The 22,061-nt window shown below is 68.1% G+C and carries 24 protein-coding genes; 17 read left to right on the plus strand and 7 right to left on the minus strand.

Features of this window, described 5'->3' with window-relative positions:
- The first annotated feature begins 57 nt into the window (after nt 1-57).
- The 5 genes from HQ325_RS22685 to HQ325_RS20110 are packed head-to-tail and all read left to right on the plus strand — an operon-like array spanning nt 58 to nt 5,252.
- The gene (locus HQ325_RS22685) at nt 58-180 is read left to right on the plus strand and encodes a hypothetical protein (RefSeq protein ID WP_261778552.1); all 123 of its coding nucleotides are present in this window, start codon (nt 58-60) and stop codon (nt 178-180) included.
- On the plus strand, nt 173-1,414 hold the full coding sequence (locus HQ325_RS20095) for a winged helix-turn-helix domain-containing protein (RefSeq protein WP_222632003.1): 1,242 nt from the start codon (nt 173-175) through the stop codon (nt 1,412-1,414). Before HQ325_RS22685 ends, HQ325_RS20095 begins: the two co-directional genes overlap by 8 nt.
- 26 nt (nt 1,415-1,440) lie before the next feature.
- The gene (gene thyX, locus HQ325_RS20100) at nt 1,441-2,214 is read left to right on the plus strand and encodes an FAD-dependent thymidylate synthase (protein WP_222632005.1); all 774 of its coding nucleotides are present in this window, start codon (nt 1,441-1,443) and stop codon (nt 2,212-2,214) included.
- A gap of 57 nt (nt 2,215-2,271) precedes the next feature.
- Nucleotides 2,272-3,228, plus strand: coding sequence for a 4-hydroxy-tetrahydrodipicolinate synthase (gene dapA / locus HQ325_RS20105; RefSeq protein WP_222632007.1), 957 nt, complete (start codon nt 2,272-2,274; stop codon nt 3,226-3,228).
- Nucleotides 3,228-5,252: a ribonuclease J gene (locus tag HQ325_RS20110; protein WP_222632009.1), complete on the plus strand. Its 2,025-nt coding sequence runs from the start codon at nt 3,228-3,230 to the stop codon at nt 5,250-5,252. Before dapA ends, HQ325_RS20110 begins: the two co-directional genes overlap by 1 nt.
- Nucleotides 5,253-5,319: 67 nt before the next feature.
- Here HQ325_RS20110 and HQ325_RS20115 read toward each other — a convergent pair whose 3' ends face one another.
- Nucleotides 5,320-6,093: a sulfite exporter TauE/SafE family protein gene (locus HQ325_RS20115; protein ID WP_222632011.1), complete on the minus strand. Its 774-nt coding sequence runs from the start codon at nt 6,091-6,093 to the stop codon at nt 5,320-5,322.
- Nucleotides 6,094-6,129: 36 nt separating this feature from the next.
- Between HQ325_RS20115 and HQ325_RS20120 the strand changes: the two genes are divergently transcribed.
- The 3 genes from HQ325_RS20120 to HQ325_RS20130 all read left to right on the plus strand — a co-directional run bounded on the left by HQ325_RS20120 (nt 6,130) and on the right by HQ325_RS20130 (nt 10,905).
- On the plus strand, nt 6,130-6,759 hold the full coding sequence (locus HQ325_RS20120) for a TIGR03085 family metal-binding protein (protein WP_222632013.1): 630 nt from the start codon (nt 6,130-6,132) through the stop codon (nt 6,757-6,759).
- Nucleotides 6,760-6,825: 66 nt separating this feature from the next.
- The gene (locus HQ325_RS20125; protein WP_222632015.1) at nt 6,826-9,537 is read left to right on the plus strand and encodes a DNA translocase FtsK; all 2,712 of its coding nucleotides are present in this window, start codon (nt 6,826-6,828) and stop codon (nt 9,535-9,537) included.
- 264 nt (nt 9,538-9,801) lie between these two features.
- On the plus strand, nt 9,802-10,905 hold the full coding sequence (locus tag HQ325_RS20130; RefSeq protein ID WP_222632017.1) for a TerC family protein: 1,104 nt from the start codon (nt 9,802-9,804) through the stop codon (nt 10,903-10,905).
- 78 nt (nt 10,906-10,983) lie between these two features.
- Here the strand turns inward: HQ325_RS20130 and HQ325_RS20135 are convergent, their stop codons facing one another.
- A complete protein-coding gene (locus tag HQ325_RS20135; protein ID WP_222632019.1) occupies nt 10,984-11,268 on the minus strand; it encodes a YciI family protein in 285 nt (94 codons plus the stop codon).
- Nucleotides 11,269-11,305: 37 nt separating this feature from the next.
- Nucleotides 11,306-11,884: an amino-acid N-acetyltransferase gene (locus HQ325_RS20140; RefSeq protein ID WP_261778554.1), complete on the minus strand. Its 579-nt coding sequence runs from the start codon at nt 11,882-11,884 to the stop codon at nt 11,306-11,308.
- Nucleotides 11,885-12,042: 158 nt separating this feature from the next.
- On the opposite strand from HQ325_RS20140, the gene pgsA reads away from it, so the two are divergent.
- The 9 genes from pgsA (at nt 12,043) to HQ325_RS20185 (ending at nt 18,705) form a co-directional block, all read left to right on the plus strand.
- Nucleotides 12,043-12,627, plus strand: coding sequence for a CDP-diacylglycerol--glycerol-3-phosphate 3-phosphatidyltransferase (gene pgsA / locus HQ325_RS20145; RefSeq protein ID WP_308014763.1), 585 nt, complete (start codon nt 12,043-12,045; stop codon nt 12,625-12,627).
- Nucleotides 12,628-12,827: 200 nt separating this feature from the next.
- Nucleotides 12,828-13,178 carry a helix-turn-helix domain-containing protein gene (locus HQ325_RS20150; protein ID WP_222632025.1) on the plus strand — a complete coding sequence of 117 codons (351 nt, stop codon included), beginning with the start codon at nt 12,828-12,830 and terminating at the stop codon, nt 13,176-13,178.
- 161 nt (nt 13,179-13,339) lie between these two features.
- Nucleotides 13,340-14,158 (plus strand): PspA/IM30 family protein, encoded by an 819-nt coding sequence (pspA, locus tag HQ325_RS20155; protein ID WP_222632027.1) that lies wholly within the window; start codon nt 13,340-13,342, stop codon nt 14,156-14,158.
- A gap of 31 nt (nt 14,159-14,189) precedes the next feature.
- Entirely contained in the window at nt 14,190-15,029 is an 840-nt protein-coding gene (locus HQ325_RS20160; protein WP_261778555.1) for a hypothetical protein, read from the plus strand.
- Nucleotides 15,030-15,215: 186 nt separating this feature from the next.
- Complete coding sequence (locus HQ325_RS20165) at nt 15,216-15,389, plus strand: hypothetical protein (RefSeq protein ID WP_222632028.1); 174 nt, start codon at nt 15,216-15,218, stop codon at nt 15,387-15,389.
- 35 nt (nt 15,390-15,424) lie between these two features.
- Nucleotides 15,425-16,603 carry a glycosyltransferase gene (locus tag HQ325_RS20170; protein WP_222632029.1) on the plus strand — a complete coding sequence of 393 codons (1,179 nt, stop codon included), beginning with the start codon at nt 15,425-15,427 and terminating at the stop codon, nt 16,601-16,603.
- Between the two features lie 35 nt (nt 16,604-16,638).
- Entirely contained in the window at nt 16,639-16,833 is a 195-nt protein-coding gene (locus HQ325_RS20175) for a DUF3046 domain-containing protein (RefSeq protein ID WP_222632637.1), read from the plus strand.
- A gap of 166 nt (nt 16,834-16,999) precedes the next feature.
- A complete protein-coding gene (gene recA, locus HQ325_RS20180) occupies nt 17,000-18,046 on the plus strand; it encodes a recombinase RecA (RefSeq protein ID WP_027505126.1) in 1,047 nt (348 codons plus the stop codon).
- A gap of 17 nt (nt 18,047-18,063) precedes the next feature.
- Nucleotides 18,064-18,705, plus strand: coding sequence for a regulatory protein RecX (locus tag HQ325_RS20185; RefSeq protein ID WP_222632030.1), 642 nt, complete (start codon nt 18,064-18,066; stop codon nt 18,703-18,705).
- 4 nt (nt 18,706-18,709) lie between these two features.
- Here the strand turns inward: HQ325_RS20185 and HQ325_RS20190 are convergent, their stop codons facing one another.
- The 4 genes from HQ325_RS20190 to gluA form a co-directional block, all read right to left on the minus strand.
- Nucleotides 18,710-19,633 carry an amino acid ABC transporter permease gene (locus HQ325_RS20190; RefSeq protein WP_222632031.1) on the minus strand — a complete coding sequence of 308 codons (924 nt, stop codon included), beginning with the start codon at nt 19,631-19,633 and terminating at the stop codon, nt 18,710-18,712.
- Nucleotides 19,630-20,310, minus strand: a complete 681-nt coding sequence (locus tag HQ325_RS20195) for an amino acid ABC transporter permease (protein WP_027505128.1) — start codon at nt 20,308-20,310, stop codon at nt 19,630-19,632. Before HQ325_RS20195 ends, HQ325_RS20190 begins: the two co-directional genes overlap by 4 nt.
- Nucleotides 20,311-20,396: 86 nt before the next feature.
- Nucleotides 20,397-21,230: a glutamate ABC transporter substrate-binding protein gene (locus HQ325_RS20200; RefSeq protein ID WP_222632032.1), complete on the minus strand. Its 834-nt coding sequence runs from the start codon at nt 21,228-21,230 to the stop codon at nt 20,397-20,399.
- A gap of 37 nt (nt 21,231-21,267) precedes the next feature.
- Complete coding sequence (gene gluA / locus HQ325_RS20205) at nt 21,268-21,996, minus strand: glutamate ABC transporter ATP-binding protein GluA (RefSeq protein ID WP_027505130.1); 729 nt, start codon at nt 21,994-21,996, stop codon at nt 21,268-21,270.
- Between the last annotated feature and the right edge of the window lie 65 nt (nt 21,997-22,061).

Here is a 22,061-nt window from a genome sequence, read left to right on the forward strand (position 1 = left end):
ACCGGCGTCTCGGCGGTCGTCGCACTCCTCGAACCTCTCACCGGTACCGTCCTGGCAGTGATCCTGCTGGACGAACGACTCACGGCGGTGGGCGCCGTCGGTGCGGTGCTGCTCCCGGTGTCCGTCGTCGACGCCGGAGTGACCCACGCCCGGACGAAAGCAGGCGGTGCCCGTGCGTGAGCTGTCCGCTGCGGCAGCGCGTCGCACGGCCGTCGCGGCCCAGGGGTTCGGTCGGGCGCGATCCGGCGCGGTCTCCGGCAGGCGCGCGGTGGCGGGTGTCGTGCGCTCGACGAAGCTGCTGCAGATCGATTCGGTCTCCGCGGCAGTGCGTGCGCACTACGCGCCGGTGTTCAGTCGTGTCGGCCCCTACGACCGTCAGGCGCTGGACGATGCGGCGTGGACCGACACGGCGCGATCGCCGCGCCTGCTCGTCGAGTACTGGGCGCACGAGGCGGCATTCCTGCCCGTCGCCGACTGGCCGCTGATGCGGTGGCGGATGGACCAGTACGAGCACGGCCGGTGGGGCGGCGCCGCGAGGGTCGCCGCGCGCAGTCCCGGACTGGTGGAGGACGTGCTCGACGCGATCCGCGACCAGGGGCCCGTCACCGCGCGCGATCTCGAAGTTCTGCTGGATCGCCGCAGACCCGGCCCGAAGGGGCCGTGGTGGGACCACAGTGACGTCAAGGTGGTGTGCGAACAGCTCTTCGCCGGTGGCGTGTTGTCGGTACCGCGCCGGGAACGGTTCACGAGGCTGTACGACCTCGCCGAGCGCGTACTGCCCGCGGACGTCGTGTCGCGACGGGTGGACGAGGTGGACGCGGTGCGTCAGCTCGTCGAGAAGTCCGCCGAGGCGATGGGGGTCGCCACCGCGGCCGACCTGCGCGATCACTACCGACTGTCGGCGGCCCAGACCACTCGGGCCGTGGCCGACCTGGTGGACGCGGGCGTGCTGGTGCCCGTGGCCGTCACCGGGTGGCGGGATCAGGCCTTCCTGCATCGCGACACCCGGATACCGCGGTCCGTCGAGTCGGCCGCACTGCTGTGCCCGTTCGACCCGCTGATCTTCGGCCGTCCGCGCACCGAGCGTCTCTTCGACTTCCGCTACCGCATCGAGATCTACACGCCGGAGCCGAAGCGGACGTTCGGGTACTACGTCTTCCCGTTCCTGCTGCACGACGAGCTCGTCGCCCGGGTCGACGTCCGGGTCGATCGCGCCGGGGGAGTGCTCACGGTGCCCGGTGCGTTCACCGAGGCATCCGTCGACGCCCGTGGTCGCCGCGGCGAGGTGGCGTCGGCGCTGGCCGCGTCGGTGACGGAGATGGCGCGATGGCTGGACGTGGCGGACGTCGTGGTCGGTGACCGTGGTGATCTCGCGGCCGACCTGCGCCGCGAGGTACGCGCCGTCCCTGAATGACGCCGCCACCCCATAGTCTGTGTCGAATGTCCCAGCGTCCAGTGTCCGAGCATCGTGCCGGTGCCCCGTTGTCCGTCGAGCTGGTGGCCGCCACGTCCTTCACCGCGCCGTCGGACGTGCCGTGGGAGACCGACGCCGACGGCGGTCAGGCGCTGGTCGAGTTCGCCGGCCGGGCCTGCTACCAGAGCTGGTCGAAGCCCAATCCGCGCACCGCGACCAACTCCGGGTACCTGAACCATCTACTGGCTGTGGGGAACTGGTCGGTGTTCGAGCACGCGTCGGCGAGCTTCTACATCACCGGTATCTCACGTTCCTGTAGCCACGAGTTGATCCGGCACCGACATTTCTCCTTCTCGCAACTCTCCCAGCGTTCGGTGTCCGAGCGCGACGCGTCGATGGTCGTGCCCCCGGCCCTCGAGTCCGACGCGACGTTGCGTGAGTTGTTCCAGAATGCGACCGACTCGTCCCGTGCCGCGTACGACGCGCTGCTGTCCGCACTCGAAGCGGAGACCGGTGCGGACTCGGCTGCGGTCGTCGCCGGGAAGCAGGCGCGGCAGGCCGCGCGCTCGGTGCTCCCGAACGCCGTGGAGACACGACTGGTGATGACCGGGAACTACCGGTCGTGGCGGCATTTCGTCACCATGCGGGCCTCGGAGCACGCCGATCTCGAGATCCGACGGCTCGCGGTGGCCTGTCTGCGGCGGCTCGTCGAGGTCGCCCCCGACGTCTTCGCGGACTTCGAGATCGAGACACTGGCCGACGGGACGGAAGTCGCCAGGAGCTCGTACGCGGGGGAATAGGCCGCGCGGGTCGTGGGGGTCCGGCGACCGGACGGGGACCGGGTAACCTTCCTGACCATGACCATCGGTGACACCGCGAGGACTGTCGACGCTGCGGGGACTGTCGACACTGCGGCACGAGTGCAGACGAGCAGCACGCCCTCGCCGTTCGGTGCCGTCTCCGTCGCGATGGTGACACCGTTCACTCCGGCCGGCGCTCTCGACATCGACGCCTCCGTCGCCCTGGCCGTTCATCTGGTCTCGAGCGGGTGCGACAGTCTGGTGATCTCGGGAACGACGGGCGAGTCGCCGACCACGACGGACCGCGAGAAGGCCGACCTGCTGCGCGCCGTCGTCGCCGCGGTCGGAGACCGCGCTCGGATCGTCGCCGGTGCGGGTACCAACGACACCGCGCACAGCATCGAGCTGGCCCGCGCCGCTGCCGACGCCGGAGCGCACGGACTGCTCGTCGTCACCCCGTACTACTCGCGTCCGCCGCAGGCCGGCCTGTACGCCCATTTCGTCGCCGTGGCCGACTCGACGGATCTGCCCGTCATGCTCTACGACATCCCGCCCCGCTCGGTCGTGCCGATCGAGACGGAGACGTTGCGTCGTCTCGCCGATCATCCGCGCATCCTCGCCGTCAAGGACGCGAAGGGCGACCTCGCCGCGGGAGCCGAACTCATCGCCTCGACCGGCCTCGAGTACTTCTCGGGCGACGATCCGCTCAACCTGCCCTGGCTGTCCGTCGGAGCTGTCGGCTTCGTCAGCGTCATCGGGCACCTCGTGCCCGGCAAGCTCCGCGATCTCCACTCCGCCTGGGCTGCGGGCGACATCGCCGCGGCGCAGGCCATCAATGTCGGTCTGCTCCCGATCGTCCGGTCGTTCGCCCGACTCGGCGGCGTCACGGGCTCCAAGGCGGGCCTTCGTCTTCTCGGCATCGACGTGGGAGAGCCCCGTCTGCCGCAAGTTCCACCGTCCACCGACCAGATCGATGCTCTGGCAGCCGATCTCCACCGTGCAGGAGTTCTTTGATGACTCGACCGCCCAGGCGGCGCAGTGCCACCCGTAGTGCCGGACCGCCCGCGGAACTTCCTCCGCAGGCAGAGCAGCCCGCTGCTCCCGCACCGAAGGCCGAGGTCGCGCCCGTGCAGGACGCCCCGGCGAAGCAAGCGCCGGTGAGAGCCGCGCCCGCGAAGGAGGCGCCCGTGAAGGACGCGCCGACCGGCCGCGATCGACAGTCGGGCGGCTCGCGTTCCTCGAACGGTAACTCGGGCTCGGGCGGGGGCCGCGGTCCGCGGTCGCGTCCCGCGCGCACCCCGCAGAACTCCGCCGCCATCCAGCGGCCCGATGCGCGCACCGTCGTGGACAAGACGCAGCGACTCGGAGCACCGCCCAAGGCGCCGAAGAACGGTCTCCGCGTGGTCGCCCTCGGCGGCATCGGCGAGATCGGCCGCAACATGACGGTCTTCGAGCACAAGGGCAAGCTGCTCATCGTCGACTGCGGCGTTCTGTTCCCCGAGGACGCGCAGCCCGGTGTCGACCTGATCCTCCCGGACTTCCGGCACATCGAGAACCGGATGGACGACGTGGTCGCCCTGGTGCTCACCCACGGTCACGAGGACCACATCGGTGCCGTGCCGTTCCTGCTGCGCCTGCGCCCGGACATCCCGGTCATCGGCTCCAAGTTCACGTTGGCGCTGCTGGCGGCGAAGTGCCGTGAGCACCGCCAGAAGCCGAAGCTCGTCGAGGTGCGCGAGGGCGAGAGCACGAACCACGGACCGTTCGAGCTCGAGTACTTCGCGGTCAACCACTCGATCCCCGACGCGCTCGCCGTCGCCATCCGTACCGATGCCGGTGTCGCGCTGCACACTGGCGACATCAAGCTCGACCAGCTGCCGCTCGACGGCCGCCTTACCGATCTCGGCGGGTTCTCGCGACTCGGCGACGAGGGTGTCGACCTCTTCCTGGTGGACTCCACCAACGCCGAGGTGCCCGGATTCGTCACGCCCGAGCGTGAGATCGGCGGTGTCCTGGACACGGTCATCGGCAAGGCGAAGAACCGCGTGATCGTGGCGTCGTTCGCGAGCCACGTGCACCGCATCCAGCAGGTCATCGATGTCGCACACCGCTACAACCGCAAGGTCGCCTTCGTCGGGCGGTCGATGGTGCGCAACATGGCGATCGCCCAGGAGCTCGGGTACCTGACGGTGCCGTCGGGTGTCGAGGTCGACATGGACACCGCGACGAAACTCGCGGACGACAAGCTGGTCCTGGTCTCCACCGGATCGCAGGGCGAGCCGCTCTCGGCGCTGTCCCGGATGGCGCGTGGTGAGCATCGTCAGATCAACATCCGCGCCGACGACCTGGTCGTCCTCGCGTCGTCGCTGATCCCCGGCAACGAGAACTCCGTGTTCGCCGTCGTCAACGGGCTCGCGAAGCGTGGCGCCAAAGTGGTCACACAGCAGAGCGCCAAGGTGCACGTCTCCGGCCACGCGTCGGCCGGCGAGCTGCTGTACCTCTACAACGCGGTCCGTCCCACCAACGCGATGCCCGTGCACGGCGAGTGGCGGCACCTGCGCGCCAACGCCGCCCTCGCGGTGTCGACGGGTGTGCCGGAGGAGCGCGTGGTGCTGGCCGAGGACGGCGTCGTCGTGGACATGGTCGACGGTCTCGCCGAGATCGTCGGCCAGGTGCCGGTGGGCCACGTGTACGTCGACGGACTGTCCGTCGGCGACGTGGGCGACTCGACGTTGTCCGACCGCCTCGTGCTCGGTGAGGGCGGCTTCATCGCCATCACCATGGCCGTGGACACCACCACCGGCAAGTCCGTCGGTACTCCCGAGGTCTCGGGTCGTGGCTTCTCCGACGATCCCGCGGCACTCAAGGAAGCGGCTCAGCTCGTCGAGGCGGAGCTGGTGCGTCTCGCCGGCGAGGGTGTGCGGGACACACACCGCATCGCGCAGTCGGTCCGTCGCATCGTCGGTCGCTGGGTGGCGGACAAGTACCGCCGCAAGCCGATGATCGTGCCCACCGTGCTCGAGGTCACGCCGAGCTGACACGGTCGCACTCGACAGGCCGGCCCCGGGACACCCCGGCGCCGGCCTGTCGTGCCGTGTCGGGGTGCTACGCGAGCAGGTTGTACAGACCGACGAGGCCGAGCAGGACGATGCAGGCGCGCAGCACCCGTGGCGACAGGCGCCGACCGTACCGTGCCCCCACGGCGCCGCCGATCAGGGAGCTGACGGCGATGAGACCGGCTGCCGCCCAACTGATCCGGTCGAAGGCGAAGATGATGAACGATGCCGCCGCCACGATGTTGACCACCAGTGACAGCAGGTTCTTGGCGGCGTTCATCCGTTGGATGTTCTCCGGCAGCAGGGCACCCATGACGCCCATGAGCAGAATGCCCTGGGCCGCGGTGAAGTAGCCGCCGTAGACACCTACGGCGAAGGTGCCGATCACCAGCAGCACGAAGCGTCCGCGGCCGATCCCGGCGGCGGTGTCCGGCTCGGAGCGCTTCTGGGCCCAGGCCTGGATGCGGGGGCCGGTGACCACCAGGACCAGCGCCAGGATCAGCAGCACCGGAACCACCGCGGTGAAGGTCTTCTCGGGCAGGTGCTGCAGGAGCCAGGCACCGAGCACGCCGCCGAGCAGCGAACCCGGTAGCTGCCAGCGCAACCGCGACCACTGGCCGCGCAGTTCGCGTCGGTAGCCCCAGGCACCCGACGCGCTTCCCGCCACCAGCCCGATCGCGTTGCTCATGGTCGCCGTGACGGGCGGGTAGCCGAAGGCGATGAGGGTGGGGAACGTGATGAGCGTTCCTGATCCGACGACGGCATTGATGCCACCGGCGGCGAACCCCGCGAGCAGCACGAGGACTATTTCGGAGACGGGCACACCGGCGACCGTACGACACGGCTAGATTCGTGTGTCATGAGCCTTGCGCACGACGAACGTCTGGAACTGGCCGACACGATGGCGAAGGTCGGTCCGGACGCTCCCACCCTGTGCGGTGACTGGACCGTCCGGGATCTCGCGGCGCATCTGGTGATCCGCGAACGCCGCCTCGATGCGGCTCCGGGCATCTTCCTGCCGCCCCTGGCGGAGTACACGCGCCGCGTGCAGGATTCGGTCGCCGCGGGGGAGTGGGTGGGCCTCGTCGACGACGTGCGCACGGGACCTCCGGTGTGGTCGCCGTACAAGCTCCTCGACGCGCAGATCAACCTCGGGGAGATGTTCGTCCACCACGAGGACGTCCGGCGGGCCGACGGATCCGCACCGACGCCGCGAGAACTGAGCGCCGAGATGCAGACCGCCCTGTGGGGTCTGCTGGGTCTGCTCGGCCGTGTCGCCTACCGGGGAGCCCCCGTGGCCGTGGACGTGGAGACCCCGGACGGTCGTCGGCGGACGTTCGGGAAGAAGTCGGCCTCGCGCCGGGTGGCGCTGCGCGGGGAGCCGTCGGAGCTGGTGCTGCACGCGTTCGGTCGCGATGCCGTGGTGCTGGAGTTCGACGGCGACCCGGCGGACGTCGCCGCGGTGAAGGGCCTCGACCGCGGCGTGTGACAGCGGTAGAGCTGTTACTGGTGTTGCGGATGGTCCGGATGGGGTCGACCGACTAGCCTGACGGGTATGGCAGGCAAGACGAGTACGCGCGCGTCCCGATCCGGCGCGGCCGGATCGAGCAAGGCAGGCACCGGCACGAGTGGTGCCTCCACCGGACGCGGGCGGACGGTCACGACGCCGCGCAAGCCCACCGCCCCCCGATCGTCCACCGGGCGCACCCCGGCGACTCGCGCGTCCGGTACCGCACGGTCGTCGTCCGGAGCCCGACCTCGCAGCGCCCCCAAGCGCACGATCTCGCCCGGCCGCGCCGCTCTGAACTCCGTCGGTCGCGGCATCGGCAAGGGGTGGGGCCTCGCCGCCAAGGGACTCGGTGCCACCACTCGCACCGTCGGCAAGGCCGCCGACATCGAACACGGCCACCGCCGCGACGGCATCGCCCTCGGGTGCCTGGCGATCAGCGTCGTCGTCGCCGCCGGACTCTGGTTCTCGGCCGGTGGACCGGTAGGGGAATGGATCGAGATCGGGCTGCGCGCCGTCGTCGGCAGCGCGGCCATCCTGCTGCCGTTGCTCGGAATCGGGGTCGCCGTCGCCCTGATGCGGACCGAACCCGCTCCCGACGATCGCCCCCGGCTCGTCCTCGGATCGCTACTCGTCGGGCTGCCGATGCTCGGGCTCTGGCATCTGGGCTCCGGGTCTCCGGACGATCTTGCCGGGCGTGCGTCCGGCGGTGGCTTCGTCGGTTTCGTCGTCGGCGGTCCGCTCAGCAGCGGTGTCACCGTCTGGCTCGCCGTGCCGTTGCTGCTGCTCGCCGTCCTCTTCGGCGTCCTCCTCCTCACCGGCACGACCGTGCGCGACATCCCCGCGCGTCTGCGGACCCTGTTCGGCACGGCGAACCGCGGCGACGAGTACAGCGACTACGAGGACTGGGAGGAGGAGTCGCACCTCGGTGACTTCGCACCGGACGGGTACGACTCCACGGGCTACGGCACCTCGTACGACGAGTACGACCCCGCCCTGTTCGACGCCGACGGGTACCCGGTCGACGAGAAGCCGACGACGCCGCGCCGCCGCCGGTCGTCCGCGCCGGCCGATGCCTACCCGGTGGAGGAGTCGGCACCGGTCGGCGATGCTCCCACCGAGTACGTCCCGGTGGCTCCGCCTGTCCGCACACGTGCGAAGGCACCGGTGGCCGAGCCGACGCCGAAACCCGCTCCGGTCGTCGCGGCGACTCCGCCGACGCCGGCGGAGGACGACAAGCTCGTCGTGGACCGCGTCGTCGACGGTGACTACGTCCTTCCGTCGTTGTCGTTGCTCATCGCCGGGGATCCGCCCAAGACTCGGAGCCAGGCGAACGACGCGATGATCGAGGCCATCTCCGAGGTCCTCGAACAGTTCAAGATCGACGCCGCCGTAACCGGCTTCACCCGTGGACCCACGGTCACCCGCTACGAGGTCGAGCTCGGCCCCGGCGTCAAGGTCGAGAAGATCACCGCCCTGGCTCGTAACATCGCCTACGCCGTGGCCACCGACAACGTCCGGCTGCTGGCCCCGATCCCCGGCAAGTCCGCCGTGGGCATCGAGGTGCCCAACTCGGACCGCGAGATGGTGCGCCTGGCGGATGTGCTGACCGCGTCCTCGACGCGCAAGGATCATCACCCTCTGGTCATCGGCCTCGGCAAGGACATCGAGGGCAATTTCGTCAGCGCGAACCTGGCGAAGATGCCGCACCTGCTGGTCGCGGGCTCGACGGGATCGGGTAAGTCGAGCTTCGTCAACTCCATGCTGGTGTCGCTGCTCGCGAGGGCGACACCGGAGGAGGTCCGGATGATCCTCATCGACCCGAAGATGGTGGAGCTCACGCCGTACGAGGGCATTCCCCACCTCATCACTCCGATCATCACGCAGCCGAAGAAGGCTGCCGCGGCGCTCGCGTGGCTGGTCGAGGAGATGGAGCAGCGTTACCAGGACATGCAGGCCAACCGGGTGCGCCATGTCGACGACTTCAACAAGAAGGTGAGGTCGGGAGAGATCACCGCACCGCTCGGCAGCGAGCGCGTCTACAAGCCCTACCCGTACATCCTCGCGATCGTCGACGAGCTCGCCGACCTGATGATGACTGCACCGCGGGACGTGGAGGAAGCGATCGTCCGCATCACGCAGAAGGCGCGCGCGGCCGGCATTCACCTCGTGCTCGCGACCCAGCGACCGTCCGTCGACGTCGTCACGGGACTGATCAAGACCAACGTCCCGTCCAGGCTCGCGTTCGCGACGTCGTCGCTGACCGACTCGCGCGTGATCCTGGACCAGCAGGGTGCGGAGAAGTTGATCGGCATGGGCGACGCCCTGTTCCTGCCGATGGGCGCGGGCAAGCCCACCCGTCTGCAGGGCGCCTTCATCACCGACGAGGAGATCACCGCGGTCGTCGACTTCGCCAAGAACCAGGCGGAGCCGGAGTACCAGGAGGGTGTCACCGCGCAGAAGGCCGCGGAGAAGAAGGACGTCGACGCCGACATCGGCGACGATCTCGACGTGCTGCTCCAGGCTGTCGAGCTCGTCGTGACCAGCCAGTTCGGCTCCACGTCGATGTTGCAGCGCAAACTCCGCGTCGGCTTCGCCAAGGCGGGCAGGCTCATGGATCTGATGGAGACGCGCGGGGTGGTCGGCCCGAGCGAGGGCTCCAAGGCCAGGGACGTCCTGGTCAAGCCCGACGAGTTGGACGGTCTGCTGTGGTCGATCAAGGGCGGGGATCCGGGAGAGTCGGACAATACGGACGAGTAGCGGTGGCCCCGTTGTGAATTGACTCTCACGCTAACTGAGTTTTACCTGTGCATTACCCTTCGCGGGTCTCGATACGGCCGATGCTGTGGCATGGTTGTCCACAGGAGGGGAGTATCCCCAGCTTGCGAAGGACCCGTCAGCACGATCGAGCCCTGCCTCGATCCGGGTCATCGGCAGACACAGTGGTCACACGAGACATCACCACTGAATCTGTGGGAGAGACCTCCGGAGCCCGCCCATGGACTACCGGAGGTAGTTGCTCACATGAATGTCTCGTCCACCGTCTGGATCGTCACCATCGTGGTGATCCTGGGACTCTTCGTCTTCGACTTCTTCGCCCACGTGAAGACACCCCACGAGCCGACCTTCAAGGAGTCGGCGACGTGGTCCGTCGTCTACATCACGATCGCCATCATCTTCGGCGGAATCGTGTTCTGGCAGTACGGCGCGACCTACGGCGGTGAGTACTTCGCCGGGTACGTCACCGAGAAGGCGCTCAGCGTCGACAACCTGTTCGTCTTCCTCATCATCATGACGACGTTCGCCGTACCGCGTCAGTACCAGCAGAAGGTGCTGCTCATCGGCATCGTGATGGCGCTCGTGATGCGCGGTGGCTTCATCGCCCTCGGTGCCGCAGCCATCAACAACTTCAGCTGGGTCTTCTACCTCTTCGGTGCGTTCCTCATCTACACGGCCTACAAGCTCATCAAGGAGGCCGGGGAAGAGGAGGAGAACGAGGTCCAGCAGGACACCAAGATCATGAAGTTCGCCAAGAAGATCCTCCCCACCACGGACGAGTACCACGGTGATCGTCTGACGGTGAAGATCGACGGCAAGCGCGTGGTCACCCCGATGTTGCTGGCACTGGTCGTCATCGGTTTCACCGACATCCTGTTCGCCCTGGACTCGATTCCTGCCATCTACGGCCTGACCACCGAGCCGTACATCGTCTTCACGGCGAACGCGTTCGCCCTCATGGGTCTGCGTCAGCTGTACTTCCTCATCGGCGGACTGCTCGATCGCCTGGTCTACCTGTCCTACGGACTGTCGCTGGTGCTCGCGTTCATCGGTGTCAAGCTGGTGCTGCACGCGCTCCACGAGAACGAGTTGGCGTTCATCAACGGCGGAGAACACCTTCCGGTGCCGGAGATCAGCACCGGACTCTCGCTCACCGTGATCATGGGCATCCTGATCGTCACCACGGTCGCCAGCTTGCTCAAGACCCGCGGTGACGCGAAGCCTGCTGCGAAGGACGACGAGACCGGAACGCCGGTTCTCGGCGACGACACCACGACGGCCACGACCGGCACCACGTCGACCGGCACCACGTCGACCAGCGTCACGGACACCGAGCGCGACTCGCGCTGACCCGTCCCGCACAGCGAACAGCCCGGCACCGAAAGGTGCCGGGCTGTTCGCTGTGTCCGGTGGGTGCGGGGGCGAGGGTCACTCCGCGAGGACGCCCATCACCGGCTTCCACTCCTGGATCGCCACGGCGTCGACGAGCTTCTCCACCGCGAACGGGTCCTCGGCGAACAGCGTGCCCACCTGGTCCGCACTCTCACCCTTGACGATGATGGTGGCGCCGCTGTCGTCGGCGTACGGGCCCGCCACCACCACGATGTCGCGAGCCAGCAGATCTCGGAGCCAGTCGCGGTGCTCGGCGCGGACGCGGTCGCGTCCCCCGGCGGTGGCCGACGAGTACGTGTAGTTGACGAGGAAGTGGGCCATCGATGTTCTCCTGCGTTGTGAGCGGGTTGTGGGTGAACTAGAGCGTGAGCAGCATGCGGGTGTTGCCGAGAGTGTTCGGCTTGACGTAGCTGAGATCGAGGAACTCGGCGACACCGGTGTCGTACGAGCGGCACATCTCCGCGTAGACCTCGGCCGTGACCGGGGTTCCGTCGATCTCCGAGAAACCGTGCCGGGCGAAGAACGGCACCTCGAAGGTGAGCACGAAGATGCGCGAGAGCTGAAGTTCGCGGGCGACGTCGATCAGGCGCGACACGATGAGGTGGCCCACGCCGTGGCCCTTGACCGACGGGTCGACGGCGACCGTGCGGATCTCACCCAGATCTGCCCACAGCACGTGCAGCGCGCCGCAGCCGGCGACGACACCGTCGACCTCGGCGACCCAGAACTCCTGGACCGCCTCGTAGAGGGTCACGAGATTCTTCTCGAGCAGGATCCGGCCCGCGTAGATGTCGATGAGTCGCTTGATCTCCGGGATGTCGGAGGTGCGGGCCCGGCGCAGCTGCACGCGCTCGGTGGTGGACCCGGACGTGGTCCGGACGTCTGCGCGATCCTGCGCCGCCCGGGAGTCCGTCTCCGGATCGAGGTCGGAAGTCATGGGGTGAACAGTAGTCATCGGGCGTACCGATATTGTGACCGTGTGTCCCGCGCCGGTAACTCACGTCACGTCCCGAGAGCGGGCTCGTCGACGTGAGCGCTCAGTACGACGTCGGTCGTGGCCCCGGGGACGCGTCCGCGCCGACGCCGGACGCCGTCGTGGGTTCGGGCCCGCTCACCCCGGCTCCTCTGCTCAACATCGCCAACGTCCTGACGGTCCTGCGTATCGCGCTGGTCCCGGTGTTCCTGTGGGCCCTGTTCGCCGACGGCGGCCAGGAGACCGGGTGGCGGCTCGCGGCCTTCGGCATCTTCGTCGTCGCGGCGATCACCGATCGCATCGACGGTCAACTGGCGCGTAAACACGGTCTCGTGACGGAGTTCGGCAAGATGGCGGACCCCATCGCCGACAAGGCGCTGATCGGGGCGGCCCTGGTCGGACTGTCCATGTTGGGGGACCTGCCCTGGTGGATCACCCTCGTCATCGGTGCCCGCGAGATCGGCATCACGCTCCTGCGCTTCGCCGTCCTGCGACACGGTGTCATTCCCGCGGGACGCGGGGGCAAGCTCAAGACCCTCGTCCAGAGCGTGGCCATCGGGGTCTACGTGCTGCCGCTGCCCGACGCGGTGATCCCGGCCGCCATGGTGCTGATGATCCTCGCCGTCGCGCTGACCGTGATCACGGGACTCGACTACGTGGTCCAGGCGGCGCGGCCGCGGGTGCGGAACTCGCACGACGGACGATGAGCCGACCGGTGCTCCGACGCGTGCGGATCGCGGGCGGGGGTTAGGGTTCTCTCACCCGTTCCGACGGGAGTCCACTCTCGGCGCGGGAACCGATCGGACCGTTCCGGCGTTGTAGGTGGACGAGGGTCGTCGCAAAGATCACCGAGAGGTGGCCGAACGCCGACCACGACGTAGTTCGAACACGATGAAGGAGGGGCCACATGGCGCTGCTCTTGCGTGAGGCACTGGGCGACAGTCTTCGCCGCACACGGGTCGCTCAGAGCCGCACGTTGCGCGAGGTCTCCAACACGGCGCGCGTCAGCCTCGGGTATCTCTCGGAGGTCGAACGTGGCCGCAAGGAGGCGTCGAGCGAATTGCTCAACGCCATCTGTGATGCCCTCGAGGTCCCGCTGTCGGACGTCCTGTTCGACGTGAGCGAGTCGTTGACGGACACGATGGCGAGTGCAGCCGCGGCGACGGGGGTTGCCGCCGAGCGCGGTGCGGCCCACATCTCCGACGAGACTCGCGTGGTCATTCCGGCCCCGACGGCGCGGGCACTCGCCGCTGCCTGATCTTCGCGTCCCGTTTCCGACCATCCGTGGTTCGGCATGGGACAATGGCGGGTACCGATCACAGACAGACCGCGTGTCCCGGACACGCGCAGCATCACCGGCGGTGACGGTCGCCAGCCGGGTCGCGAACGCGGCGGACCTCATGGAGGCAGGAAGAACCGATGGCCAATCCTTTCGTCAAGGGCTGGAAGTATCTGATGGCTCTGTTCGATTCCAAGATCGACGAGAAGGCGGATCCGCAGGTCCAGATCCAGCAGGCCATCGAGGACGCCCAGCGCCAGCATCAGGCGCTCTCGCAGCAGGCCGCGTCGGTCATCGGTAACCAGCGACAGCTCGAGATGAAGCTCAGCCGCCAGCTCGACGAGGTGGAGAAGCTCAACGCCAACGCACGTCAGGCCGTGACTCTGGCGGATCAGGCGAACGCGGCCGGCGACGTGGAGAAGACCACGCAATACACCAACGCTGCCGAGGCGTTCGCCGCGCAGCTGGTCACTGCGGAGCAGGGCGTGGAGGACCTCAAGGTTCTGCACGATCAGGCACTCCAGGCGGCTACGCAGGCCAAGAAGGCCGTCGAGCAGAACGCCATGACGCTGCAGGCCAAGGTCGCCGAACGGACCAAACTGCTCAGCCAGCTCGAGCAGGCCAAGATGCAGGAGCGCGTCAGCGAGTCGCTCCGCTCGATGGACTCCACTCTGTCGGCGCCCGGCAACACCCCGAGCCTCGACGCCGTGCGGGACAAGATCGAACGGCGCTACGCAAATGCGCTCGGATCCGCCGAACTTGCTCAGAACTCGGTGCAGGGCCGCATGATGGAGGTCCAGCAGGCCAGCGTCCAGATGGCCGGACACAGCCGCCTCGAGCAGATCCGCGCCTCGATGGCGGGCGACTCGCTCACCGCCGGCCCCTCGGCGGACGGCGTCTCCACCCAGAAGAATCTGTCGTCCCCGCAGGCCACCCCCGAGCCTCCGCAGGCCAACTGATCCGCCTGCCCGAGACCCCCACGGAGCGTTGATGTCCGTACACGGCGACCCGCACCGACGGCCTGCGTGGCACGAGCGGTCCGCTGCGCCGGCCGAGGCCGGGCGTGCTGCCGACATGGTGCGGGCTCGGGCTCGGGGCGTCGTCGACGTCACTCGGCCGTTCCTCGACGCGGCGAAGTCGTGGAACGACCCGCGGAAGAAGGCCGAACGCAGAATCCGTCGGACTCGTCGGCGGGCCACTCTCCTCGGCGCGGCGTCCGGGTCCATGGGCGTCGCCACCGTCACGGTGGCGGCCACCTCGGCACCCGACTGGATCGTCGTCGGAGGATCGGGCACCACGCTGCTGTTCGCGGTACCAGCCGTGGCTGCGGCGGCGGCGTACCGGCGCCTTCGGGGTCAGCCGCTGCCGCCGGCGACGCCGGTCCGCCGCGCCTTGCCGCCGATGGGCTCCGCCGCTCGCGAGCCCATCGAACGTCTCGCGGCCGCCGAACGCAGTCTGCACGAGCTGACGGGCATCCTCGCCCGGTCCGGGGCCGTCGCGGCCGAGGACGTGCAGGACACGACCCGGATCGCCGCGGCCGCGTCGGCAGCCCTCACCGAGGTCGCTCACGACATCGTCGCGATGGAGAGAGCAGCGCTGGGAAGTCCGGCTGCCGCGGTCCATCTGTCCGGGTCCGTCGAGTCCACTGCGGCCCGGTTGGCGGACGGTGTGCACCAGTACGACGGTCTCGTCGCCGCGGCCGCCCTGCTCACCGCGCCGGGCTCCTCCGGCTCGCTCACCGCACTCGACGCGCGACGGGACGCTCTTCAGTTCGCGTCCGATCGCCTCGAGGGCTGGGCATTCGGCCTCGAGCACCTGCAGAAGCCCTGACCTCGGCGGCGCTCCGACCCTGAGATCGACGCACGGTCCTCGGGGTCGACCCCGATCTTCACCCTGAACTCCGCGACGAACCGGTGCTGTCCCAGTGTGGTTCTGGCAGTGTCGAACTCGTCGACGGATCGCCGGTGAAGTCCACCGCGGCCGGCGACGGGAGTCCCCGACGAGAAGGAGTTCGACATGTTCTGGAAGATTCTCGGTGCGATCGTTCTGGTGTGGATCGGCATCGTCGTTCTCGGCGCCCTGCTGAAGGCGCTGTTCCCCCTGCTGGCACTGGCCGTGGTGGGAACGGGTCTCTACTTCCTGTTCCGCGCGATGAGCGGCGACCGCGACTCGGCGAAGTCACCCTTCTGACGCCGCCCGGTGCAGGGCTGACCTAGGCTTCGCCCATGCTCGTCGCGGTGGTCGCCGGCCCTGATGCCGGGCATGCGTTTCCCGCCATCGCACTCGCGAAGGCGCTGACGGCCGCAGGAGACACGGCCGTGGTCTACACCGGCGAACGGTGGCTCGAATCCGCACGAGCGGACGGGGTGGACACTCGCGTGTTGCCGGGACTGGAACCGCGGCCCGAGGACGACGACGCGGACGCCGGCCGCAGAATTCACGAGCGGGCGGCCCACATGTCCTCGATGCTGCTTCCGGTGCTCGCTGCGCCGGCTCCCGATCTGGTGGTCTCGGACATCCTCACGGCCGGTGGCGGTCTCGCCGCCGAGAGGCTGGGAGTGCCCTGGGTGGAACTGGCTCCGCACCCGCTCTACCGGCCCTCCGTCTCGCTGCCCCCGATCGGGAGTGGTCTCGCGCCGGGAACGGGAGTGCGAGGACGGCTGCGGGACACCGTGATGCGGGCTCTGACGGACCGCTCCGTCCGCGCCGGACTGGCGCAGCGTGCGAGGGCGCGCGAGGGTGTCGGTCTGCCCTCGCTCGACCCCGGACCCGAGCGCCGCCTGATCGCGACGATCCCGGCTCTCGAGGTGCCGCGATCGGACTGGCCGGCCGAGGCTCGGGTCGTCGGTCCACTGCTGTGGGAGCCGACGACCGCTCTCCTCGAACCACCGCCCGGGACCGAACCGCTGGTCCTGCTGGCACCGTCGACGGCCGCGACCGGCGTCGTGTCCATGGTCGAGGCCACTGTCGAGGCGATGGCGGCCTCACGTGCGCGCGGCCGGAGTCGTCGACTGGTGATCACCACGGTGGACGACGTTCCGGCCGGTCTACCGTCCTGGGCGGTGGGCGGACTGGGGCGCCAGGACGCGCTGCTGCCGCGGGCGTCGGTCGTGGTGTGCGGCGGCGGCCACGGGATGCTGGCGAAGGCGCTGTCCGCCGGTGTCCCGGTGGTCGTGATCCCCGGCGGGGGAGATCAGTGGGAGCTGGCCAACCGCGCGGCGCGGCAGGGAAGCGCCGCGATCGTGCGCCCCGTGTCCGCCGACGCCGTGGCGGACGCGATCGACCGGGTGCTGGGCGACCCGACGTACGCGGCCGCGGCAGCTCGTGCCGCGGCGACGGCGGCTGCGGTGAAGGATCCCGTCGCGGTGTGCCGCAGCGTGATCGTCGACTCCCGCCCGCGCTGAGTTGGAGCGCGGACGTCCCGGGTTACGGTGACATGGTGCGCCTGACCGACTTCCACGACCGTGTCGCCGAACAGTTCGGAACCGTGACCGGAGACTCGATGCTGGTCGACCACCTGCTGCTGAGCCTGGGGAACCGCACCGCCGCGCAGGCCGTCGAGGACGGCGAGGATCCGAAGGACGTGTGGCGCGCACTGTGCGTCGAGTTCGACGTTCCCCGATCGCGATGGTGAACCTCCGGCGTGTCGCTGGGTATCGAACACCTGTTCGCTTATAGTCGTCTTCAGAGTCGACGGGAATCGCACGGCAGCGGTTCCTGTCGGTACCCCCCTCTACCTTGGCGACAGATCGACGGGGTACAGACGCTTCGGGGACAAGAACTTCGAGAAGGAGACCATGATGGCTGCAGCTGCATACGATCGGGACAAGGCGCTCGATCTCGCGCTCGCGCAGATCGACAAGAACTTCGGCAAGGGGTCGGTCATGCGTCTCGGCGACGAGGCCCGTGTGCCCATCGCCGTCATCCCCACGGGATCGATCGCGCTGGACGTCGCGCTCGGCATCGGCGGACTCCCGCGCGGCCGCATCGTCGAGGTCTACGGCCCGGAGTCCTCGGGTAAGACGACGGTCGCGCTCCACGCGGTCGCCAACGCACAGGCCGCTGGCGGCATCGCCGCGTTCATCGACGCGGAGCACGCCCTCGATCCCGACTACGCCGCCAAGCTCGGTGTCGACACCGACGCACTGCTGGTCTCCCAGCCCGACACCGGTGAGCAGGCGCTCGAAATCGCGGACATGCTGATCCGGTCCGGTGCCATCGACATCCTGGTCGTCGACTCCGTGGCAGCCCTGGTTCCCCGTGCCGAGATCGAGGGCGAGATGGGTGACAGCCACGTCGGTCTGCAGGCCCGCCTGATGAGCCAGGCCCTGCGCAAGATCACCGGCGCCATCAGCTCGTCCGGCACCACGGTCATCTTCATCAACCAGCTGCGCGAGAAGATCGGCGTCATGTTCGGTTCGCCCGAGACCACGACGGGCGGTAAGGCGCTGAAGTTCTACGCATCGGTGCGCCTCGACATCCGTCGTATCGAGACACTCAAGGACGGAACCGACGCAGTCGGTAACCGCACCCGCGTCAAGGTGGTCAAGAACAAGGTGTCGCCGCCGTTCAAGCAGGCCGAGTTCGACATCCTGTACGGCAAGGGCATCAGCAAGGAAGGCTCGCTCATCGACATGGGTGTCGAGCACGGCTTCGTGCGCAAGTCCGGCTCCTGGTTCACCTACGAGGGTGATCAGCTGGGCCAGGGCAAGGAGAACGCGCGCAAGTTCCTGCTCGAGAACACCGACATCCGTGACGAGATCGAGAAGAAGATCAAGGAGAAGCTCGGCATCGGTGCGGACGTGCGTACGCCCGACGAGGCCGTCGCTGCTCCGGTCGACTTCTGACAGCAGGTCTCTCGACTGTGAACGACGACGAGTTTCCGGACTCGCGTGGACCGGGCGCCCGACGTACGTCGGGCGCCCGGTCCCGTTCCGGCCGCGGATCGGGTGAGACGCCGCCCCCGGGCGGGGGCACGGCGGTGCAGGCCAAGGATGCCGCATTGCGGTTGCTCACCGATCGCGCCAGAAGCCGCGCCGAGCTCGAACAGCGGTTGGCCGCCAAAGGATTCACGGACGAGATCATCACGTCCGTGCTCGACAGGCTTACCGAGATCAAGCTGGTCGACGATCGTGACTTCGCCCATCAGTGGGTGCGCTCGCGACACACGTACTCGGGCCGAGGCAAGCAGGCGCTGCGCACAGAACTACGCACCAAAGGCATCGACCCGGTGCTGGCCACCGAGGCACTCGACACGATCGAGCCCGAGGACGAGCGGGAGCGCGCCCGCGAACTGGTCGTCAAGAAGCTCCGGGCACCCGCTCTGCTGTCCGCTCTGAACGAGGAGATCGAGGATCCGCGGGAACGCCGCGCGCAACGCGACAAGGTCGTCCGAAAGCTGGTGTCGATGCTCGCGCGGCGCGGGTTCGCCCAGGGCATGGCGTTCGAGGTGGTCAAAGACGAACTCGAGGCCCTCGGAAACCATTCCGAGGGCCTCGAGTACTAGAACGTCAGATCGTCGCGCCGCCCATGGCGGCGCCCTGATCGACAGGAACCGGACTCTTCTTTCCCCGCCGCAATCGCTTCTCGACCTTGGTGGCGAGGTACGTCAGCAACGAGTTCAGGATGATCATGATGATGGCCACGATGATCAGGGCGGGCAGGAAGTTGCCGTAGAAAGCGCCGACCTGCTGTCCCGACCGAACCACCTCGACGTAGCCGATGATGTAGCCCAGTGCGGAGTCCTTCAGCGCCACCACCATCTGCGAGATGATGGCCGGCAACATCGCGGTCACGGCCTGGGGGAGCAGGATCATGCGCATGATCTGGCCCTTACGCAGGCCGATGGCCATGGCGGCCTCGGTCTGACCCTTCGGCAGGGACTGGATGCCCGACCGCACGATCTCGGCGATGACCGAGCCGTTGTAGAGCGTCAGGCCCGTCACCACCGCGGCCAGTGCCAGGTAACGAGACTTGAACACCTGGTACTCGGCGAAGAACTGGTACAGGAAGATCATCAGGATCAGCACCGGGATGGCGCGGAACAGTTCGACGAAGAAGCCTGCGACCACGCGCACCGGCCGGTGGTCGGACAGGCGAGCGATACCCAGGACCGCGCCGAGGATCAGTGCCAACACGATGGAGAGGAAGGCAGCGATCAGCGTCCCCTGGATGCCGGGGATCAGGTACGTCGTCCAGGTCGAGGACTCGACGAACGGACTCCACTTCTCCGACGTCAGCTGGCCCTTCTCGTCCAGCTTCGCGTACACCACGTACGCCGCCAGCAGCACGACGACCAGAACCACGGCCGAGATGATGTGGTTGCGCACCTTGGCGCGGGGGCCCGGCGCGTCGTACAGAACGGTGGCGCGTTCGGCGGAGGCGACCTTCTTGGGCGGTGCCTCGGTGCTCAGAGGTGCGTTCGCTGTGGTCATCGGGCAACCGCCAATCGCTTGCCGAGGTAGCCGAAGAAGAGGCCGGTGGGGAAGGTCAGGATGACGAAGCCGAGCGCGAAGATGCCGCCGACGACGAAGATCGCCGCCTCGTTCTCGATCATCTCCTTCATCAGGATGGCCGCTTCGAGGACGCCGATCGCCGCGGCGACGGTCGTGTTCTTCGTGAGGGCGATGAGCACGCTGCCCAGCGGGCCGATGACCGCACGGAACGCCTGGGGCAGCACGATGAAACGCAGGTTCTGCGAGAACGTCAGACCGAGCGATCGCCCGGCCTCCGCCTGCCCGACGTTCACCGTGTTGATTCCGGACCGCAGCGACTCGCACACGAACGAGGCCGTGTAGATGCTCAGACCGAGCACGGCGAGCCGAAAGTTGTTGTCCGCCTGGCCGGTCGGGGATGCCTGATCGGCGAGTGTGACGCCCAGGGTCTGGTACAGGCCGAACGCGCAGAACAACAGGATCAGCGTGAGCGGGGTGTTGCGGAAGATGGTGACGTAGGTGGCACCGATCCACCGCGCGACGGGGACCGGGGAGACCCGCATCGCCGCGAGCAGGGTGCCGAGGACGAGAGCGCCGATGGCAGAGAGCACCGTCAGCTTGATCGTCATCCAGAACGCGTCGAGGAGTTCGGGCGCGTAGTCACTCAGTATGTCCACCGGCGACTCCTTCCGAGAGCGGTGACGAGTCGAACGGGCGGCTCACCGGTGTGAACCGCCCGTTCGGGTCTCGCGGAGAGTGGTGATCAGTAGCGATCGACGGTCGGCTGTGCGGGCAGCGGGTACCCGGACGGTCCGACGGTGTCCTCGAACGCCTTCTGCCACGACCCGTCCTCGATCATGGCGTCGATCGCGTCGTTGACCTTGGTGCGGGTCTCGTCGTCGCCCTTGGCCAGGCCGATGCCGTAGCGCTCCTCGGTGAACGGCTCGCCGACCACCTTGAGCTCACCCGGATACTGAGCCGCGTAGCCGGCCAGGATGATGTCGTCGGTCGTGACCGCATCGACGGCGCCGTTGCGCAGTGCCTCGACACAGGCGGAGTAGGTGTCGAACTCCTGCAGCTGCACGTCCTGTGCGTACTGGTCCTTGACCTTCTGCGCGGGGGTGGAGCCGGACACGGAGCAGAGGCGCTTGCCGCCGCTGAGCGACTCGGGGCCCGTGATGTCGGTGTTGGCATCGGCGACGAGTAGCGACTGTCCGGCGACGAAGTACGGTCCGGCGAAGTCGACCTTCTCCTTGCGAGCGTCGGTGATCGAGTAGGTGGCGACGATGTAGTCGACCTCACCGTTCTCGATCAGCGTCTCGCGCTGCGCCGACGGCGACTCCTTGAACGTGATGTTCTCGGGCGTCACGCCGAGCTTGCCGGCGACGTATTTCGCCACCTCGACGTCGAAGCCGCTGAACGAGCCGTCGGGGGTGCGCAGGCCGAGGCCCGGCTGGTCGAACTTGATGCCGACGGTCAGCTTGCCGCTCTCGGCGCTGGACGACGCGCTGGTCGCCTCGTCGCCACCACACGCGGTAGCGGCGAAGGCGAGCGCGAGTGCGGCGACGCCGACGCGAGCGGTACGGGTGATTCTCATCGAGATCCTCCAGAAGTTGTGACGAGCGGGTGGGAGATCAGTGACTCAGGATCTTGCCGAGGAAGTCCTTGGCGCGATCGGATTTCGGTGTGGTGAAGAAGGTCTCGGGGTCGGTGTCCTCGACGATCTGGCCGTCGGCCATGAAGATGACGCGGTCACCGGCGCGGCGGGCGAAGCCCATCTCGTGGGTCACGACCACCATGGTCATGCCCTCCTTGGCCAGCGACGTCATCACGTCGAGCACCTCGTTGACCATCTCGGGATCGAGCGCGGAGGTCGGCTCGTCGAAGAGCATGACCTTCGGGTTCATCGCGAGTGCGCGGGCGATGGCGACACGTTGCTGCTGGCCGCCGGAGAGCTGCGCCGGGTACTTGTCGGCCTGGTTGGCGATGCCGACGCGTTCGAGCAGACGCTGCGCGGTCTTCTCCGCCTCGTCCTTCTTCATCTTGCGGACCTTGGTCGGCCCGAGCATGACGTTCTCGCGAATCGTCTTGTGCGCGAAGAGGTTGAAGGACTGGAAGACCATGCCGACGTCCGCGCGGAGCGCGGCGAGCGACTTGCCCTCGGAGGGAAGCGCCTTGCCGTCGACCTCGATGGTTCCCTCGTCGACGGGCTCGAGTCGGTTGATCGTGCGGCACAACGTCGATTTACCCGACCCGGACGGGCCGAGGACGATGACGACCTGGCCGCTGGGAACGTCGAGTTCGATGTCCTTGAGGACGTGCAGATCACCGAAATGTTTCTGAACGCCGTGCATCGCGATCATGGGGGCAGACGATGCTGTGGGCGAGCTGTGTGCGCGCTCGCCGTCAGGGTGGGTCATGGCGATGA

It is taken from the genome of Rhodococcus sp. BP-349 (assembly GCF_019835845.1).
Taxonomy (GTDB): Bacteria; Actinomycetota; Actinomycetes; order Mycobacteriales; family Mycobacteriaceae; genus Rhodococcoides.

Excerpts from the sequence above, each read along its gene's own strand:
- HQ325_RS20110 (WP_222632009.1), top strand. The coding sequence starts at position 3,228 with ATGACTCGACCGCCCAGGCGGCGCAGTGCCACCCGTAGTGCCGGACCG.
- thyX (WP_222632005.1), top strand. The coding sequence starts at position 1,441 with ATGTCCCAGCGTCCAGTGTCCGAGCATCGTGCCGGTGCCCCGTTGTCC.
- HQ325_RS20125 (WP_222632015.1), top strand. The coding sequence starts at position 6,826 with ATGGCAGGCAAGACGAGTACGCGCGCGTCCCGATCCGGCGCGGCCGGA.
- gluA (WP_027505130.1), bottom strand. The coding sequence starts at position 21,996 with ATGATCGCGATGCACGGCGTTCAGAAACATTTCGGTGATCTGCACGTC.
- HQ325_RS20190 (WP_222632031.1), bottom strand. The coding sequence starts at position 19,633 with ATGACCACAGCGAACGCACCTCTGAGCACCGAGGCACCGCCCAAGAAG.
- HQ325_RS20120 (WP_222632013.1), top strand. The coding sequence starts at position 6,130 with ATGAGCCTTGCGCACGACGAACGTCTGGAACTGGCCGACACGATGGCG.
- HQ325_RS20135 (WP_222632019.1), bottom strand. The coding sequence starts at position 11,268 with ATGGCCCACTTCCTCGTCAACTACACGTACTCGTCGGCCACCGCCGGG.
- recA (WP_027505126.1), top strand. The coding sequence starts at position 17,000 with ATGGCTGCAGCTGCATACGATCGGGACAAGGCGCTCGATCTCGCGCTC.
- HQ325_RS20160 (WP_261778555.1), top strand. The coding sequence starts at position 14,190 with ATGTCCGTACACGGCGACCCGCACCGACGGCCTGCGTGGCACGAGCGG.
- HQ325_RS20200 (WP_222632032.1), bottom strand. The coding sequence starts at position 21,230 with ATGAGAATCACCCGTACCGCTCGCGTCGGCGTCGCCGCACTCGCGCTC.
- HQ325_RS20165 (WP_222632028.1), top strand. The coding sequence starts at position 15,216 with ATGTTCTGGAAGATTCTCGGTGCGATCGTTCTGGTGTGGATCGGCATC.
- HQ325_RS20170 (WP_222632029.1), top strand. The coding sequence starts at position 15,425 with ATGCTCGTCGCGGTGGTCGCCGGCCCTGATGCCGGGCATGCGTTTCCC.
- HQ325_RS20150 (WP_222632025.1), top strand. The coding sequence starts at position 12,828 with ATGGCGCTGCTCTTGCGTGAGGCACTGGGCGACAGTCTTCGCCGCACA.
- HQ325_RS20140 (WP_261778554.1), bottom strand. The coding sequence starts at position 11,884 with ATGACTTCCGACCTCGATCCGGAGACGGACTCCCGGGCGGCGCAGGAT.
- dapA (WP_222632007.1), top strand. The coding sequence starts at position 2,272 with ATGACCATCGGTGACACCGCGAGGACTGTCGACGCTGCGGGGACTGTC.
- HQ325_RS20130 (WP_222632017.1), top strand. The coding sequence starts at position 9,802 with ATGAATGTCTCGTCCACCGTCTGGATCGTCACCATCGTGGTGATCCTG.
- pspA (WP_222632027.1), top strand. The coding sequence starts at position 13,340 with ATGGCCAATCCTTTCGTCAAGGGCTGGAAGTATCTGATGGCTCTGTTC.